The organism is Variovorax sp. 22077 (assembly GCF_052044195.1).
GTDB lineage: Bacteria > Pseudomonadota > Gammaproteobacteria > Burkholderiales > Burkholderiaceae_C > Variovorax > Variovorax atrisoli.
In genome coordinates this window covers 40312-54770 of the sequence record NZ_JBQEQC010000010.1, presented here as the reverse complement: position 1 = coordinate 54770, position 14459 = coordinate 40312, and the positions used below count along the sequence as shown (strand labels likewise).

Below are 14459 nucleotides of genomic sequence, written 5' to 3'. Positions count from 1 at the left end.
GGCACGGGCCACAGCCTGATCAGTCGGGCGCGGTGCGCCTGTGCTGCCGTGCCTCCAGTTCGCGCCGTGTCCTGTCCAGCTCCTGGGCGAGCAGCGCCTCGTCGGGCAGCATGGTCTGGTATTCGGCCGCCAGCACCTTGTTGGGCAGGCCCTCCAGCGCGTAGCGGGCTTCGGCGGCACCTTTCTCCGCGCACATGATCAGCCCGACCGGCGGGTTCTCCCCGGGCTTCATCCAGTGCTCCCGGGCGTAGTTCAGGTACAGGTGCATCTGCCCGGCGTCCGCGTAGCTGAACTTCCCGACCTTCAGGTCGATGACCAGCAGGCATTTGAGCCGCCGATGGAAGAACAGCAGGTCGACCCGGAACCAGCTGTCGTCGATGCGAAGCCGCCGCTGCCGGCCGACGAAGGCGAAGTCGTCGCCCAGCTCCAGCAGGAAGTCGGCCAGGTGCTGGACCAGGGCATCTTCGAGGTCGGACTCCGAGTATTCGTCCTTCAGGTTGAGGAACTCCAGCACGAACGGGTCCTTGATGGCCTGCTCGGGCGTGAGCGCATCCGCGGGCTCGGCCACCGCGCCCTTGGTCAGCATGGCGGCCTTGTTGGCGGACAGCGCGGTGCGTTCGTAGAACTGGCTGCCGATCTGGCGATCCAGCTGCCGCACCGACCAGCCGCCTCGCAGGGCTTCGGTCTCGTAGAAGGCGCGCGCCTGCGGGCTCTTGACCGACAGTAGGCGCACGTAGGCCGACCAGGGAAGCGGAAAGGCCTGGGCGATCGCCTGCAGGTCGGGCGATGTCCCCGACACCGTCTGGAGTTTGCGGGCGGAAACCGATTCTCCAGACGGTGTCTGGGGAATCCGGCGGGTGCGCGCCGGGGCGGAGGACGGCGACGGAACCCATGCCGTGGACCAGGCGGCATAGAAAAGCCGCATCTGCCACAGGTTCTGCCGGCTGAACCCACGGCCGAAACGCGTGGAGAGGTCCGCAGACAGGCGCTCGATCAGCGCTTCGCCATAGGCGGCGCGTTCCTGCCCGCCCTGCTCGAATTCGACGATCCGGCGGCCGATTTCCCAATAGGTGGCGGTCATCAGCGCGTTGACGCTGCGTGCAGCAGCCTGGCGCGCAGCCTCCAGCAGCGAGACGATGTCGGCATGGACGCCCGCGTAGCCGCCGGGCACGGGGGTGATCGCCGTCATGCCGTCATTTCGCCGAACAGGAACGGATCGCCTTCAACGACGCGGCGCGGGGCCCGCAGGACGGTGGATCCGCAGGGGCGATTCATGGGAGGTCTCGATCGCCTTGGCATGGTCGGGCATCTTAGCAACTGGCCCCACCCGCGCACGTCAGTCCACGAAGGCCGCGAGCTCGTCGGGCGTTCCCTGAGGAAAGGCTTCCCGCAGGAATTCCAGGAAAGCCGAGACACGGCTGCTGAGCAGCCTGCGCGAGGGATAGAGGGCCCACAGAGCGATCTCGGGGCCTTCGACGTCGCCCCAGTGCACGAGCCGCCCCGCCGCCAGATCGCGTGTGACCAGCGACGCCGGCAGGCACGCGACGCCGATGCCCGCGCGCGCGGCATCGCGGATCATGAACAGCGACGAGAGCTGCAGCACCGGCTCGACCGCCAGTGTGCGCGTGCGGCCGCGCGCCGACAGCTCCCATGCAGCGGCGTGTGCCGGTGCGTCGCCCGTCCGCACGACGGCCGGCGCGGTCTTGCCCGCCGCGGGCTTCCTCAGGGCCGGGCTCGCCACGGCCACCAGGCGGTCCCGCAGGAAGATGCGCCCGACGAGCCGCTCGTCCGGCGCCGGATTCACGCGGATCACGAGGTCGTAGCCCTCCTCCACCATGTCCACTTCGCGGTCTTCCGTGGTGACCTCGAGGCGGACCTCGCGGTGCTTCAGCGCGAAGCGCGCCGCCAGCGTGCCCATCGCGGCCTGCGAGAAAAGCAGCGGCGCGCTCACCCGTAACCTGCCGCGCGGTGCGGCGCCGCCCGAAGCGATCGCTGCGGCGGCCTCGTCCAACTCGGTCAGCAGAACCGCCGTGCGCTCGAAGAGCGCGCGGCCCTCCTCGGTGAGCTTGAGCGCGCGCGGCCCGCGCTCGAAGAGGCGCAGGGCCAGGCCGCTTTCCAGGTCGGCCACGCGCCGCGAGAGCGTGGCCTTGGGGCGCCCGGATTCGCGCGAGGCGCGGCCGAAGCCGCCGTGTCGGGCCACGAGATTGAAGTCGGCCAGGGCAAGGAGGTCCATGTGTTCCACCAGAGAGACAGCAAGTCCAAATATAGCGGCTATCGGCCATTGAATGGAACGAGCACGATGGAGCCTTCTTCAACCCACAGGAGTATTTCCATGACCATCCTCGTGACCGGCGCAACCGGAAAAGTCGGCCGCCAAGTCGTTCAAAACCTCATCGAGCGCGGCGCCGGCGTGCGTGCCATCGTGCGCGATCCCGCCAAGGCAAACCTGCCGGCTTCCGTCGAGATCGTGCAGGGCGACCTGCTCGATGTGGAGGCGCTGCGCGGCGCCTTCGCCGGCGTGTCCACGCTGTTCCTGCTCAACGCCGTCGTCCCGGACGAATTCACCCAGGCCCTCGTGGTGCTCAATGCGGCGCGCGATGCCGGCGTCCGGCGTGTCGTGTACCTGTCGGTCATCCACAGCGACAGGTACGTGAACGTGCCGCACTTCGCGGGCAAGTTCGGCGTCGAACGGATGCTCGAAGCCATGGGCTTCGAAGCGACGATCCTGCGCCCGGCCTACTTCATGGACAACGATCTCACGGTCAAGGACGTGGTGAGCGGCCATGGCGTCTATCCGATGCCCATCGGCGCCAAGGGGCTCGCGATGATCGATACGGCCGACATCGGCGAGATCGCCGCGGTCGAGCTGCTGCGCCGCGACCGTGCGGGCGAGCCGCAGCCCCTGGAGCGGATCAACCTCGTGGGGCCCGACACGCTCACCGGCGACGCGGTCGCGGCCATCTGGTCCGAGGTGCTGGGCCGCCCCGTCGCGTACGGCGGCGACGACACCGCGGGCTTCGAGAAGAACCTGCTGAACTTCATGCCGCCGTGGATGGCCTACGACATGCGGCTGATGAGCGAACGCTTCCTGAGCGACGGGATGGTGCCCGAGGCCGGCGATGTCCAGCGCCTCACCGCCTTGCTGGACCGCCCGCTGCGCTCCTACCGCGCTTTCGCTGCAGGTACTGCCGCAGGCATCGCCGCCGCAGCCTGAGCGGCATCCATCGATCGAACCAACCGCAGAAAGACCATCATGATCTATTCGAACGCCACCGTTGCGGTGAACCCCGAAGGCGAACTGGCGCTCAGCCGCGAGCAGGCCTGGGCCGGCCTCGTCCTCAAGGCGCGCGACGCCCGGCTCTTTCTTCCTCCGGGCCTGTGCACCCGATGCGAAGTGGTGCAGGAAAGCGCGACCCACATCGTTCGCGAAGCCACCATCGGCGGCGCGGACCTGCGCGAGATCATCGCGTTCGAGCCGCAAAGCAAGGTGACCTTCTTCCAGGCCGCCGGTCCGCGCGAGGGCGCCATCGTCAACGAGCTGTTCGAGGACGCCTCGGGTGCCCTGCAGCTTCGCTTCTACGGCTACCTCGGCCTGCGCGGCAAGACGCCGGGCGGCCCCGAGGAGCAGGCCGAGCAGGCGTGGCTGGACGGCGAAGGCGGCTACAGGAGCGCACTGCTGTCGACGCTGAAGCGCACCCGCGAACTGCTCGCGCAGGGCAGGCTCGCAGCAGCCGGCCTGTGAGTCTTTACAATCCGGGCCGCCGCGTGCAGCGGCCGTCACCACCAGGTGCCGCAGGAGGCTTCTTCCAAGCCCTCGCGGCCCCTCGCCTCACCCAGATTCTTTCAAGGCAAGGCATGACACGCGCGCTTCTTCCCCGCGGAGGAAGGGCCTGTCGTGCGGCCGCGCGTGCGCCTGCGCCGCCTTGCAAAAAGAACTGGACAACATGACGCCCTCCTCCTGCCTCCCAGCCATCGCTTTTCCCTCCCCGCGCCCGCTGCGGCGCGTTTCCCTTCTGGCCGGTGCCGCGCTCGCCTCGCTGTCGGGCGCCGTCCTGGCACAGAGCGCTGCACAGGAAAGCCCTTCCTCGACGCTGAAGGAGGTGACCGTCACCGCCGAGGACGACAAGGGCTATGCCCCGGCAGCCACCAGCACCGCCACCAAGGGCAGCGCCCCGCTGCGCGACGTCCCCCAGGCCGTCAACGTGCTGAGCGGACAGCTGCTGCGCGACCAGGGCGCCACCTCGATGCAGGACGCGCTGCGCAACGCGCCGGGCGTGAGCTTCAACCACGGCGACGGCCAGCGCGACCAGGTCGTGATCCGCGGCTTCAGCGCCATCTCCGACTGGTTCGTCGACGGCGTGCGCGATGATGCGCTGTACTTCCGCGACCTGTCGGACACGGAGCGCATCGAAGTGCTCAAGGGGCCGGCCGCCGTGCTCTACGGCCGCGGCTCCTCGGGCGGCCTGATCAACCGCGTGACCAAGAAGCCGGTGTTCGGCGACCGCTTCGGCGAGGTCTCGCTCGGTCTCGGCAGCCACGACTACAAGCGCGCCACGGCCGACCTGAACACGCCCATCGGCGAGAACATGGCGTTCCGCCTCAACGTGGCGCGCGAGAAGTCCGACAGCTATCGCGACCAGCAGTTCACCGACCGCTACAACATCGCGCCCTCGCTCGCGATCAAGTTCAATCCGCAGACCGACCTGCTGCTGCAGTACACGAACCTGCGCGACCAGCGCCTCACCGACTTCGGCATCCCCGCGCTCAACGGCCGGCCGGTCGACGTGCCCGTCGGTGCCTACTACGGCTCCGCGCACGGCCGCCGCGACGACACGGTGACCAGCAAGGTGCAGACCTTCACCGCGACGCTGAACCACCGGTTCGACGACACGCTGAGCCTGCGCAACACCACGCGCTACTCGAGCTATCACCTCGACCGCAACAACACGCTGCCCAGCGGCACCACCGACCCGGTGCGCCTGACGGTGGGGCGCACGCGCGGTTTCGTCGATCGCGACGAGAGCGGCTGGTTCAACCAGACCGACCTGACCTGGCGCAACGAGCTCGGGGGCTTCAAGCAGGAATGGCTGATCGGCGCCGAGCTCGGCGTGCAGCGCAAGCGCCTGTACTCGGTGTCCTCCGCCACCGGCGCGCAGCGCGTGAACCTGTTCAACCCCGTGGCCGACCCGCTGCCGATCCCGGTCGCGAACTATCTGGCCGACAGCGCGATCCCGAGCAACAGCGAGTTCAAGACCGCCGCCCTGTACTTCCAGGACCAGATCACGCTGGCGCCGCAATGGAAGGCGCTGGTCGGTGGGCGCTACGACGTGTTCAGGCAGGACACCTCCTTCGAGCGCAAGCTGGCGCCCCTGGAGCGCACCGACCGCAAGTTCAGCCCGCGCGCGGGCCTCGTGTGGCAGCCCGACGCCGTGCAGTCCTACTACGTGTCGTACAGCCGTTCGTTCCAGCCGTCGGGCGAGAACTTCGCGCTGTCGGCCAGCAACATCGACAACGCGCCCGAGATCACGGTCAACAAGGAGATCGGCGCCAAGTTCGACCTGCTCGACGGTGCGCTGAACTTCACGACCGCGCTGTTCAACCTGGAGCGCTCGGGCATCAAGAACACCGACCCGAACGACCCGCGGCGCCAGATCAACGTCGGCACGCAGCGCACCAACGGCCTGGAGCTCGCGCTCAACGGCCGGCTGCCCGGGCGCTGGGACGTCAGCGCGGGCTATGCCTACCTCGACGCGAAGATGACGAAGTCGCTGGCCACGGTGAGCTCGCTGCAGCTGCCCGTGGGCGCGGCAATCCCGGTGCAGGGCAAGACCCCCTCTCTGACGCCGCGCCACTCGGCCTTCGTCTGGGCCATGAAGGACCTGGGCAACGGATTCAGCGCGGGCGGCGGCCTGAACTACGTCAGCGCGCGCTACGCCTCGCTGAGCAACCTCGTGACCCTGCCCTCCTACCTGACCGCCGACCTGGCAGCCAGCTACAAGACGGATCGCTACGAGATCTCGCTGAACCTGAAGAACATCGCGAACCGCAAGTACTACATATCGGCCCACGGCAGCGTCGACAACCTGATCCTGCCGGGCCCGGGCCGTGAAGTGCAGCTGACGTTGCGCGCGAAGTTCTAGCGGTGGTCTGCAAAACCGGTCCGAGCCTTGCATGATCTGAAGCCGTGCGTCATCCCATCAGGGAGACGCGTACCCCATGGAGTCTCATGCCAGTGGCCGCGCCTTGATCGTTGCCGTGAGGCTAATCCCTCCACACCACAGCCGCCTCTTCGATGCGAGTGAAACGCCCGTCAGCGTCGCGTTCCGCGAACAGGTAGACCTCCTGCACTGTCCGAGTTCCGTCGCGGTGGCGCAAATCGATCAGGTGCCGCTCGGCGTAACGGTCGCCAACGGCAAGTTCGTCGAGCACGGTGATCGTGGCGTGCTCGACCACGTCCCGGAGTTGGATGGCCCTCGCGAGAACGGCGGCGCGGTCGTCCCAGCTTCCATTGGTGCGTTGGCGAAAGGTGGGCCCGAAGTGACGGTCGAGCGCTTCGGCCGCCGTCAGTTGCCGATTGTTCAGAAGGTCGTCGACCGCAGCCTCGATCGTGGACATGGGCTTCAACGAACCGTGAGGACGATTTTTCCCTGGATGTTCCCACCGGACGCCCGTTCATGCGCCCTTCGTGCATCCGCGAGTGGGAATGTGCTGTCGATGGCCACACGCACCGTTCCCGCGTCGAGCAAGTCCGCGAGCCGCGCAAGCTGCGCTCCACTGGATCGGACCTGCGTCGTCGAGACCGTGACGCCCAACTTCTCGGCCTCCTGGGCGCCGGAGAAGCCCAGAGGGAAGATCGGGAACAGGGCGCCGCCGCGCTTGAGGGTGCGCAGGAAGCGCCCCGTGGTCGGGCCGCCCACGGTATCGACGACGAGATCCACGTCCCGCACCGTCTCGCTGGCCGCTGTCTGGGTGTAGTCGATGAACTCGTCGGCGCCGAGATCGCGCACGAAGGTCCCGTGCTTGCCGGACGCCACGGCGATCACGCGCGCGCCCTTCCATTTGGCAAGCTGCACCGCGAACTGCCCCACGCCGCCGGCAGCGCCATTGACGAGGACGGTCTTGCCCTCCAGCGGGACCGGCACGTGTCTGTTCGGCTGCAGCGGGTTTGGTTCATCGTGCCCGAGTTCGATCATGAACTGCCACGCAGTGAGCAGCGACATCGGCGCGCCAGCGGCATGCGCGTGGTCGATGCCGCGCGGCTTACGCGCCACTTCCGACGCCGGCACGCTGACCCACTCGGCATAGGCCTTGCTGCCTCCGGCAAGGCCACCAGGAAAGCGGACCATCGCGTACACGGCGTCGCCTGCGGCGAAGTCCTCGACATCGTCGGCCACGGCGTCGATGACGCCCGACACATCCGTCCCGAGGATCAAGGGAAAAGCCACCTTCGGCTGCCACTCCGGCGGCAGCATCTTGTAGCCATTGCGCAGGTACCAATCGGGAGGGTTCAGGCCCACCGCATGTACGCGCACCAGCACCTCCCCCGGCTTCAGCTCGGGCATCGGTGCGTCCTCGTAACGCAGCACATCGGGACCACCGAATTCGTGCTGCCTGACCGCCTTCATCATCTTCGTCGTCATATGGGTTCCTTTGAAAGATCTGACCGGCTGCAAGCGCCAGCCATGGATGTGCGGCGCCTCGCCCTCTACGCAGCCGGGTGCCGCGGCTTGCTCGATAGGATTGTCGATCTTCATTGGGTATTTGATAATCCATCAACAAGTCACTTGTTTGATGCCATGAAGGAACAAATCAGTCTGGAGAGCCTGACCGGCGTCGTCGCGTTTGCGCGTGCGGCGTCCTATGGCAGTTTCACTGCGGCCGCGCAATCGCTGTCCGTCTCGCCCTCGGCCGTCAGCAAGACGATCCAGCGCCTCGAGCATCGGCTGGGCGTGCGCCTTTTCACTCGGACCACGCGCTCCCTCGTGTTGACGCCTGAGGGGCGAGAGCTGCATGGCCGGGCCTTGCTGCTGCTGCGCGCTGCCGAGGACGTCGTCCAATCGGCTGCGGCGGTGCGGTCCGAGCCCTCCGGGACGCTGAAAGTCGCGGCGCCGCTGCCCATCGGCATACGCCTGCTCGCACCGGCGCTGCCTGCGTTTCGTCGCCGGTATCCCAGGCTCCACGTCGACCTTCGCTTGAATGACCGTTTCGTCAATCTCGTCGAGGAAGGGATCGACGTGGCGATTCGCATCGGGAACCTCGCCGACTCGAACCTGATGTCGCGAGGGCTTGCACGAACCCGCATCAGCGCATTCGCCTCACCGGCCTATCTGGCAGCGCGTGGCGCGCCCGGCCATCCCGACCAACTCAAGGATCACGATTGCGTGAATTTCCGGTACCAGGCGTCGGGGCAGACGCTGGCCTGGAGTTTCCGAATCGGGAACAGAGCGATCGAACTCACACCCGATGCGGCCATCGTGGTGGATGCCAGCGATGCGGTCGCCGAGGTGCTCGCCGCCGGTGGCGGGGTCGGCATGCTGGCATCGTTCATCGCGGCCCCGTATGTTGAGCGGGGACTGCTGCTGCCCTTGCTCGCCGAATATGCCGTCGACGGCGCACCGATCACGGCGGTTTGGCCCGGGAACCGGCATGCGAGCCCGAACCTCAAGGCTTTCCTCTCGTTTCTGGAGGAGGTGTTTCCGTCGCCTGTACCGCCAGCGACTGCCTATAGCGCGGAGTCGTGATCGACTCGTTATCGGCGCGTGTTCGCTGAACTTTGCGTCTCCGGGCTTGTTGGAGTGCGCGCGCGTCACCGATGTTCGCGCGTCTTCGAGACGCCTGTGCCCGGGCACGCCAGCAAGAAGCTCGATCCGGCCCAGGCCAGCCTGCCGGCGTGTCCACCGTCTGGCGGCACGTTCGAGGCAAGTGGGCATGCGCGAATTGCCAGACGCTGATCCAGGCATTTGCGCGATCGGTCTCGGTTGCCGACGCGTTATGCAGACCATCACTGGGAGTGCCAGGCCGGTCGTCACATCGCGGCGGGCTGCAGGCGCAGTGACGATTGGAAACGATCGTCACCAGATCGTGTAGGCCAGCGGCGCGCCCGCGGCGTTGGATACCGGTCAAGGAGGGGGATCGGGTCTGTTCAAGATAGGAAGTTCAGATGAGCCTCGATCGTTCGAAGTTTTCGAAATACATGGTGGGCGGCGTCATCGCCGCCGCGGCGCTGCTGGCGGGGTCAGCAGCCACGGCCGGCGTCAGCTGGTCCATCGGTGTCGGAGTACCTGGCGTCGCCGTCGCGCCGGCCCCGGTGTACTACCCGCCCGCGCCGGTCTATGTGCCGCCGGCCCCGGTCTACTACGCACCACCTCCGCCGGTCTATTACAGGCCCGCTCCGGTCTACTACCGGCCGGCCCCGGTCTACTACGGGGCGCCCGTCTACTACGGCTACCGTTACCACTACCGGTATTGATCGCGGGCCCGCGCCGCGGGCTGGACCGCCGGCACGCCGTCGTCGTGACCTCGGCGCGTCGTCAGCGCGCCTTCATCGCCAGCACCAGCTGGGCCATCGCCTGTCCCGACTCGAGCCGGGCGTGGGCCGGCTCCAGCGTGCACACCGCATCGCCCGCGCGCAGGCCCTCGGCGCGCGCACTGGCTCAACACATGATGCGGCTGACTCCCAGTGGGCACGTCGCTGTGCGCGGGCGTGGGCCCGCGCCCGCGCTGGTTGCAGTCGTGTCGGTTGACGCGGGCGAAGGCCGCGTCGATCAGCACTTCGTCGCCGCCCGCTCGGCCGAAGCCAGGCCCGCGGTCGCTCAGTCGAGCCTGACGCCTGCGGCGCGGATCACCTTGCCCCACATGGCCCGGTCGGCCTGGATGAAGGCGGCGAATTCGGCCGGCGTGTTGCAGCGCAACTCGCCGCCGTAGTCGCGCCACTTCTTCGCCAGTTCGGGCGACTGGCACACCTTGGCCATCGCGCCGCTGAGCTTCTCCAGGATGGCCGGTGCGGTGCCTGCCGGCGCCAGCAGGCCCTGCCAGGCGATGGGTGTGTACTCGGGCAGGCCCTGCTCCGCGAAGGTGGGCACGCTGGGGAAGCTCGGATGCCGCTCGCGGCCGGTGATGGCCAGCAGCTTGAGCTTGCCTGCCTGCACGTTGGTGGCCGCGGCGGGCAGGCCGTCGAACATCAGCTGGATCTGCCCTGCCAGCAGGTCGGCATACGGGCTGTTGCTGTTGTAGGGCACCAGGTTGGACTTCACGCCGGCCTCCCTGTTGAACCACGCCGCCGACAGGTGCGAATAGCTGCCGATGCCCTGCGTGGCCACGTTGATCGAATCGGGCCTGCTCTTGAGCTGCGCGATCAGCTCGCGCGCGTCCTTCGCCGTCACCGAGGGGGTGGCGATCAGTCCGGTGTTGAGCACGCCCAGCAGGCTGATGGGCGCGAAGTCGCGCTCGGCATTGAAGGGCAGCTTGCCGTAGAGGTGCGGCACCACCGACAGCGAGCTCGTGGTGCCGATGTAGAGCGAATAGCCGTCGTTGGGCGCCTTGGCCGCCACCTCGGTGCCGATGATGTTCGAGGCGCCCGGACGGTTCTCCACGTAGAAGGACTGGCCCAGGATCTTCGTCAGCTCCGCCGCCAGTTCGCGGGCGTTGGCGTCGGGTCCGCTGCCCGCGGGGAAGGGGGCAATGATGCGCACGGGCTTGGTGGGGTAGTCGGGCTGGGCACTGGCGGCGGTGCCCGACAGCGCCAGCACTGCCGCCAGCGGCAGGGCCGCGGCCGCCGCGGCGAGCTTTTGGATGGGGGTCATGAATGTCTCCGTTTGCGAATGCGGGCAGGCTGCACGCGGGCGGATCATACGAAAAACATGCCAATTATCAAAATAAGATAATTGAGATATTATTTGTTCTTCGAAGCCAGACAAGCTGCGCCCCGTTATCGAAAGACGACAATCCATGCCACCCAACTTCCCCCTCCAGCTGCAGTTCAGCCATATCGGCCTGTATGTGACCGACCTGGACCGCATGGCCGGCTTCTACAAGCGCGCCCTGCGATTCACCCAGACCGACGCGGGCGACCTGGGCCCGGTGCAGCTGGTCTTCCTCAGCCGCGACCCGAGCGAGCACCACCAGCTGGTGCTGGCCACCGGCCGGCCCGCGGACATGGCTTTCAACGTGGTCAACCAGCTGTCCTTCCGGGTGCCCGACCTCGCGACGCTGCGTGCCTTCCATGGCCGGCTGCTGGACGAAGGCGCCACGGACATGCAACCCGTGACGCACGGCAACGCGGTCTCCGTCTACTGCCGCGACCCGGAGGGCAACCGCTTGGAGCTGTTCATGGACACGCCCTGGTACTGCGACCAGCCGCTGCGCGAGCCGATCGACCTGGCCCAGTCCGACGAGGCCATCCTGGCGCGGGCCGAAGCCATTGCGAAGCGCTTCCCCAAGTTCATGAGCCGTGCCGAGTGGCAGGCCGAGGTCGCCCGCCGCATGCAGGAAGACCAGCATGTCTGAGCGGCCGCCCGTGTACGACGTGGCCATCGTGGGCCTGGGGCCTACCGGCGCCACGCTGGCCAATCTGCTGGGGGCGGCCGGCCGCTCGGTGCTGGTGATCGAGAAGGAAGCTGGCATCTTTCCGCTGCCGCGGGCCATCCATTACGACGGCGAGGTGCTGCGCATCTTCCAGGCGGCGGGGCTGCGCGAGCAGGTGCTGGCCATCTCGCGGCCGGGCACGCAGGGCATGCATTTCGTCAACGGCGCGGGGCAGACCCTGCTGATCCGCGGCGGGACCGCGGCACTGGGGCCGCATGGCTGCGCCAACAACTACTACTTCCACCAGCCCGAGCTCGAAGCGGTGCTGCGCGAAGGCCTGGCGCGCTTCCCGCGGGTGGACGTCCGGCTGCGGACCACGCTGAGCGCCATCGAAGCGGACGACGACGGCGCGACGCTTCACTGCCGGGAGGGCGACAGCCACGGCAATGGCGGCCCGGCGTTCGAGGCCCGCGCGCGCTGGGTGGTCGGCTGCGACGGCGCACGCTCGCCGGTGCGCGAGCACATCGGCAGCCCGATGGTCGACCTCGGCCTGCGCCAGCCCTGGCTGGTGTTCGACGTGGTGCTGAACGAGGCGCTCGACCTGCCGCCGCACACGGTGCAGCACTGCGATCCGCGCCGGCCCATGACCTACTGCAACGTGGTGGGCGATCGCCGCCGCTGGGAGATCATGGTGCTGCCCGACGACGACCGCGAGGCGCTGGTGCAGCCCGACAGTCTCTGGAAGCTGGTGGCCCCCTGGGTCAGCCCTGCGCAGGCGCGGCTGGAGCGCGCGGCCATCTACACCTTCCATTCGGTGATCGCCGACGGCTGGCGCCAGGGCCGGCTGTTCCTGGCGGGCGATGCCTGCCACCAGACGCCGCCCTTCCTGGGCCAGGGCATGTGCGCGGGCATCCGCGATGCCTCCAACCTGGCCTGGAAGCTGGACGCGGTGATCGCCGGACGCGCTCCCGAATCACTGCTCGACACCTACGAATCCGAGCGCAAGCCGCACGTGCGCGCACTGATCGAGCTGGCCGTGCGCCTGGGCGGCATCATCCAGACCACCGATCCGGCCGCCGCGGCGGAACGCGACGCGCGCTTCGCCGAGGGCGAACCCGAAGTCTTCGAGCTTCCGCCGCAGCTGCTGGGCCAGGGCGCGTTCGATGCGCAGCAGCAGGACCTGGCCGGCCGCCCCTTCCCCCAGCCGCGCCTGGACGACGGCCGCTTGCTGGACGAACTGCTCGGCCGGCGCAGCGCCGTCATCGGCCGGCGCGAACTGCTGGCGCGCGCGGCGCCCGCCACCGCCGAGCGCTGGGCCCGCAGCGAGGCGCTCGTCATCGACCGGCCCGACGCCCAACTCGACGCGTGGCTGCGCAGCCACGAGGCGCAGGCCGTGATCCTGCGGCCCGACCGCTACATCGTCGGCGTGGCGCGCACGCAGGCCGAGCTCGACCGCATCTCCCGGCACCTGCCGGTGGCGCCATGACGACCCACGCCGCCATGATCCGCCCGGTCCGTCTTCCTCGCGTTCGATCTTCTGCGCCGAGCGGGCGTCGACCCTGAAAAAAGTCCGCCTGATCGCAGTGCCCGTGTCGGACGGCCTGGCCTCCCACCTTCTCAATCCAAAGGAACCACCATGAAACTCATCAGCTACCAGTACAACGGCCAGGACAGCTACGGCGCTGTCGTGGGCGACCGCGTGGTCGACCTGCGCGAAGTCTTCGGCGCGCAGGCGCCGGACCTCAAGGCCTTCATCGCCGCGGGACTGACCGCCAAGGCGGCGGCGCAGGTCGATGCCGCGCGAGCCACCTTGCCGCTGTCGGAGGTGCGCCTGCTGCCGGTCATTCCCAACCCCGGCAAGATCTTCTGCATCGGCCTGAACTACGGCGAGCACATCCGCGAGACCGGCAAGGAGGTGACCGAGAAGCCCGTGATCTTCCTGCGCGTGGCCGATTCGCAGCTGGCCCATGGCGAGGACATCGTGCGCCCCCGCGTTTCCGAGCGGCTGGACTACGAGGGCGAGATCGCCATCGTCATCGGCAAGGGCGGCCGGCACATCGGCGAAGCCGAATCGTGGTCGCACATCGCCGGCTACAGCTGCTACAACGACGGCAGCGTGCGCGACTGGCAGCTGCACACCTCGCAATGGGCGCCCGGCAAGAACTTCTGGAAGACGGGCGCCTTCGGCCCCTGGATGGTGACGGCCGACGAGATCGCGCCCGACCAGAAGATGACGCTGGTCACACGCCTGAACGGCCAGGAGATGCAGCGCGCCACCACCGACATGATGGTGCACAGCATCCCGCGCCAGATCGCCTACATCTCGGCCTTCGTCCCGCTGGAGCCCGGCGACGTGATCGTCACCGGCACGCCGGGCGGCGTGGGCAACAAGCGCACGCCCCAGGTGTTCATGAAGCCGGGCGACGTGTGCGAGATCGAGGTGGATGCCATCGGCGTGCTGCGCAACGGCATCCGCGACGAATGACGCGCCGCGCCCCTTGAGCGCTGCCGACGAGGAACTGCACGCGCTGGAGGCGCGCCGTCGCGACGCCATGCTGGCCGGCGACGTGCTCGCCCTGGGCGAGCTGCTCGCGCCCGAGCTGCGCTATGTGCACTCCACCGGCACGGTCGATTCGCGCGACAGCCTGCTGCACAAGCTCGCCGCCGGCGCCATCGCCTACCGGGAGCTCGAGCTCGCGCCGCTCACCGTGACGCCGTGCGGCGACGCGCTCATCGTGGCGGGCGAGATGCGGGCACAGGTGCTGCGTGGCGGCGAACTGCGGCAGGTCTGCAGCAGCTACCTGGCCGTCTGGCGGCGCCAGGACCGGCGCTGGCAGCTGGCCGCCTGCCAGGGCACCGCCCTGCCCGCCGGCTGAAACTGCGCAATGGAGTGACGCTTGCTAAGGCCTCGCACGGATCGGCAGCGCGGGGCCTTG

General features: G+C 68.3%; 14 protein-coding genes. 9 read left to right on the top strand and 5 right to left on the bottom strand.

Annotation, left to right across the window (positions count from 1 at the left end; genetic code table 11):
* Positions 1–19: 19 nt before the first annotated feature.
* Both ACTJLF_RS16075 and ACTJLF_RS16070 read right to left on the bottom strand, forming a co-directional pair.
* Positions 20–1189 (bottom strand): PDDEXK nuclease domain-containing protein, encoded by a 1170-nt coding sequence (locus ACTJLF_RS16075; protein WP_019658060.1) that lies wholly within the window; start codon positions 1187–1189, stop codon positions 20–22.
* A 147-nt stretch (positions 1190–1336) separates the two neighbouring features.
* A complete protein-coding gene (locus ACTJLF_RS16070) occupies positions 1337–2233 on the bottom strand; it encodes a LysR family transcriptional regulator (protein WP_019658059.1) in 897 nt (298 codons plus the stop codon).
* 99 nt (positions 2234–2332) lie between these two features.
* Here ACTJLF_RS16070 and ACTJLF_RS16065 point away from each other — a divergent pair, with 99 nt between their 5' ends.
* From ACTJLF_RS16065 to ACTJLF_RS16055, 3 genes are all read left to right on the top strand, one after another.
* Positions 2333–3214 (top strand): SDR family oxidoreductase, encoded by an 882-nt coding sequence (locus tag ACTJLF_RS16065; RefSeq protein WP_440883443.1) that lies wholly within the window; start codon positions 2333–2335, stop codon positions 3212–3214.
* A 39-nt stretch (positions 3215–3253) separates the two neighbouring features.
* Positions 3254–3742: an AtaL-like protein gene (locus ACTJLF_RS16060; RefSeq protein ID WP_440883442.1), complete on the top strand. Its 489-nt coding sequence runs from the start codon at positions 3254–3256 to the stop codon at positions 3740–3742.
* Positions 3743–3944: 202 nt separating this feature from the next.
* Complete coding sequence (locus ACTJLF_RS16055; protein ID WP_440883441.1) at positions 3945–6140, top strand: TonB-dependent receptor; 2196 nt, start codon at positions 3945–3947, stop codon at positions 6138–6140.
* A gap of 121 nt (positions 6141–6261) precedes the next feature.
* Here ACTJLF_RS16055 and ACTJLF_RS16050 read toward each other — a convergent pair whose 3' ends face one another.
* Together ACTJLF_RS16050 and ACTJLF_RS16045 are read right to left on the bottom strand one after the other, a co-directional pair.
* Entirely contained in the window at positions 6262–6615 is a 354-nt protein-coding gene (locus ACTJLF_RS16050; RefSeq protein WP_019658055.1) for a hypothetical protein, read from the bottom strand.
* A 5-nt stretch (positions 6616–6620) separates the two neighbouring features.
* Positions 6621–7754, bottom strand: a complete 1134-nt coding sequence (locus ACTJLF_RS16045) for an NADP-dependent oxidoreductase (RefSeq protein WP_440883440.1) — start codon at positions 7752–7754, stop codon at positions 6621–6623.
* 42 nt (positions 7755–7796) lie between these two features.
* Here ACTJLF_RS16045 and ACTJLF_RS16040 point away from each other — a divergent pair, with 42 nt between their 5' ends.
* Both ACTJLF_RS16040 and ACTJLF_RS16035 read left to right on the top strand, forming a co-directional pair.
* On the top strand, positions 7797–8741 hold the full coding sequence (locus ACTJLF_RS16040; protein WP_026346792.1) for a LysR family transcriptional regulator: 945 nt from the start codon (positions 7797–7799) through the stop codon (positions 8739–8741).
* 419 nt (positions 8742–9160) lie between these two features.
* Entirely contained in the window at positions 9161–9469 is a 309-nt protein-coding gene (locus ACTJLF_RS16035; protein ID WP_019658052.1) for a hypothetical protein, read from the top strand.
* 343 nt (positions 9470–9812) lie between these two features.
* On the opposite strand, the gene ACTJLF_RS16030 is transcribed toward ACTJLF_RS16035, so the two are convergent.
* A complete protein-coding gene (locus tag ACTJLF_RS16030; RefSeq protein ID WP_019658051.1) occupies positions 9813–10802 on the bottom strand; it encodes a Bug family tripartite tricarboxylate transporter substrate binding protein in 990 nt (329 codons plus the stop codon).
* Between the two features lie 145 nt (positions 10803–10947).
* Here ACTJLF_RS16030 and ACTJLF_RS16025 point away from each other — a divergent pair, with 145 nt between their 5' ends.
* The 4 genes from ACTJLF_RS16025 to ACTJLF_RS16010 all read left to right on the top strand — a co-directional run bounded on the left by ACTJLF_RS16025 (position 10948) and on the right by ACTJLF_RS16010 (position 14399).
* Positions 10948–11505, top strand: coding sequence for a VOC family protein (locus ACTJLF_RS16025; RefSeq protein ID WP_019658050.1), 558 nt, complete (start codon positions 10948–10950; stop codon positions 11503–11505).
* The gene (gene mhpA, locus ACTJLF_RS16020) at positions 11498–13009 is read left to right on the top strand and encodes a bifunctional 3-(3-hydroxy-phenyl)propionate/3-hydroxycinnamic acid hydroxylase MhpA (RefSeq protein ID WP_440883439.1); all 1512 of its coding nucleotides are present in this window, start codon (positions 11498–11500) and stop codon (positions 13007–13009) included. Before ACTJLF_RS16025 ends, mhpA begins: the two co-directional genes overlap by 8 nt.
* 150 nt (positions 13010–13159) lie before the next feature.
* Positions 13160–14008, top strand: coding sequence for a fumarylacetoacetate hydrolase family protein (locus ACTJLF_RS16015; RefSeq protein ID WP_019658048.1), 849 nt, complete (start codon positions 13160–13162; stop codon positions 14006–14008).
* A gap of 13 nt (positions 14009–14021) precedes the next feature.
* Positions 14022–14399, top strand: a complete 378-nt coding sequence (locus ACTJLF_RS16010) for a nuclear transport factor 2 family protein (protein ID WP_019658047.1) — start codon at positions 14022–14024, stop codon at positions 14397–14399.
* Positions 14400–14459: the final 60 nt, after the last annotated feature.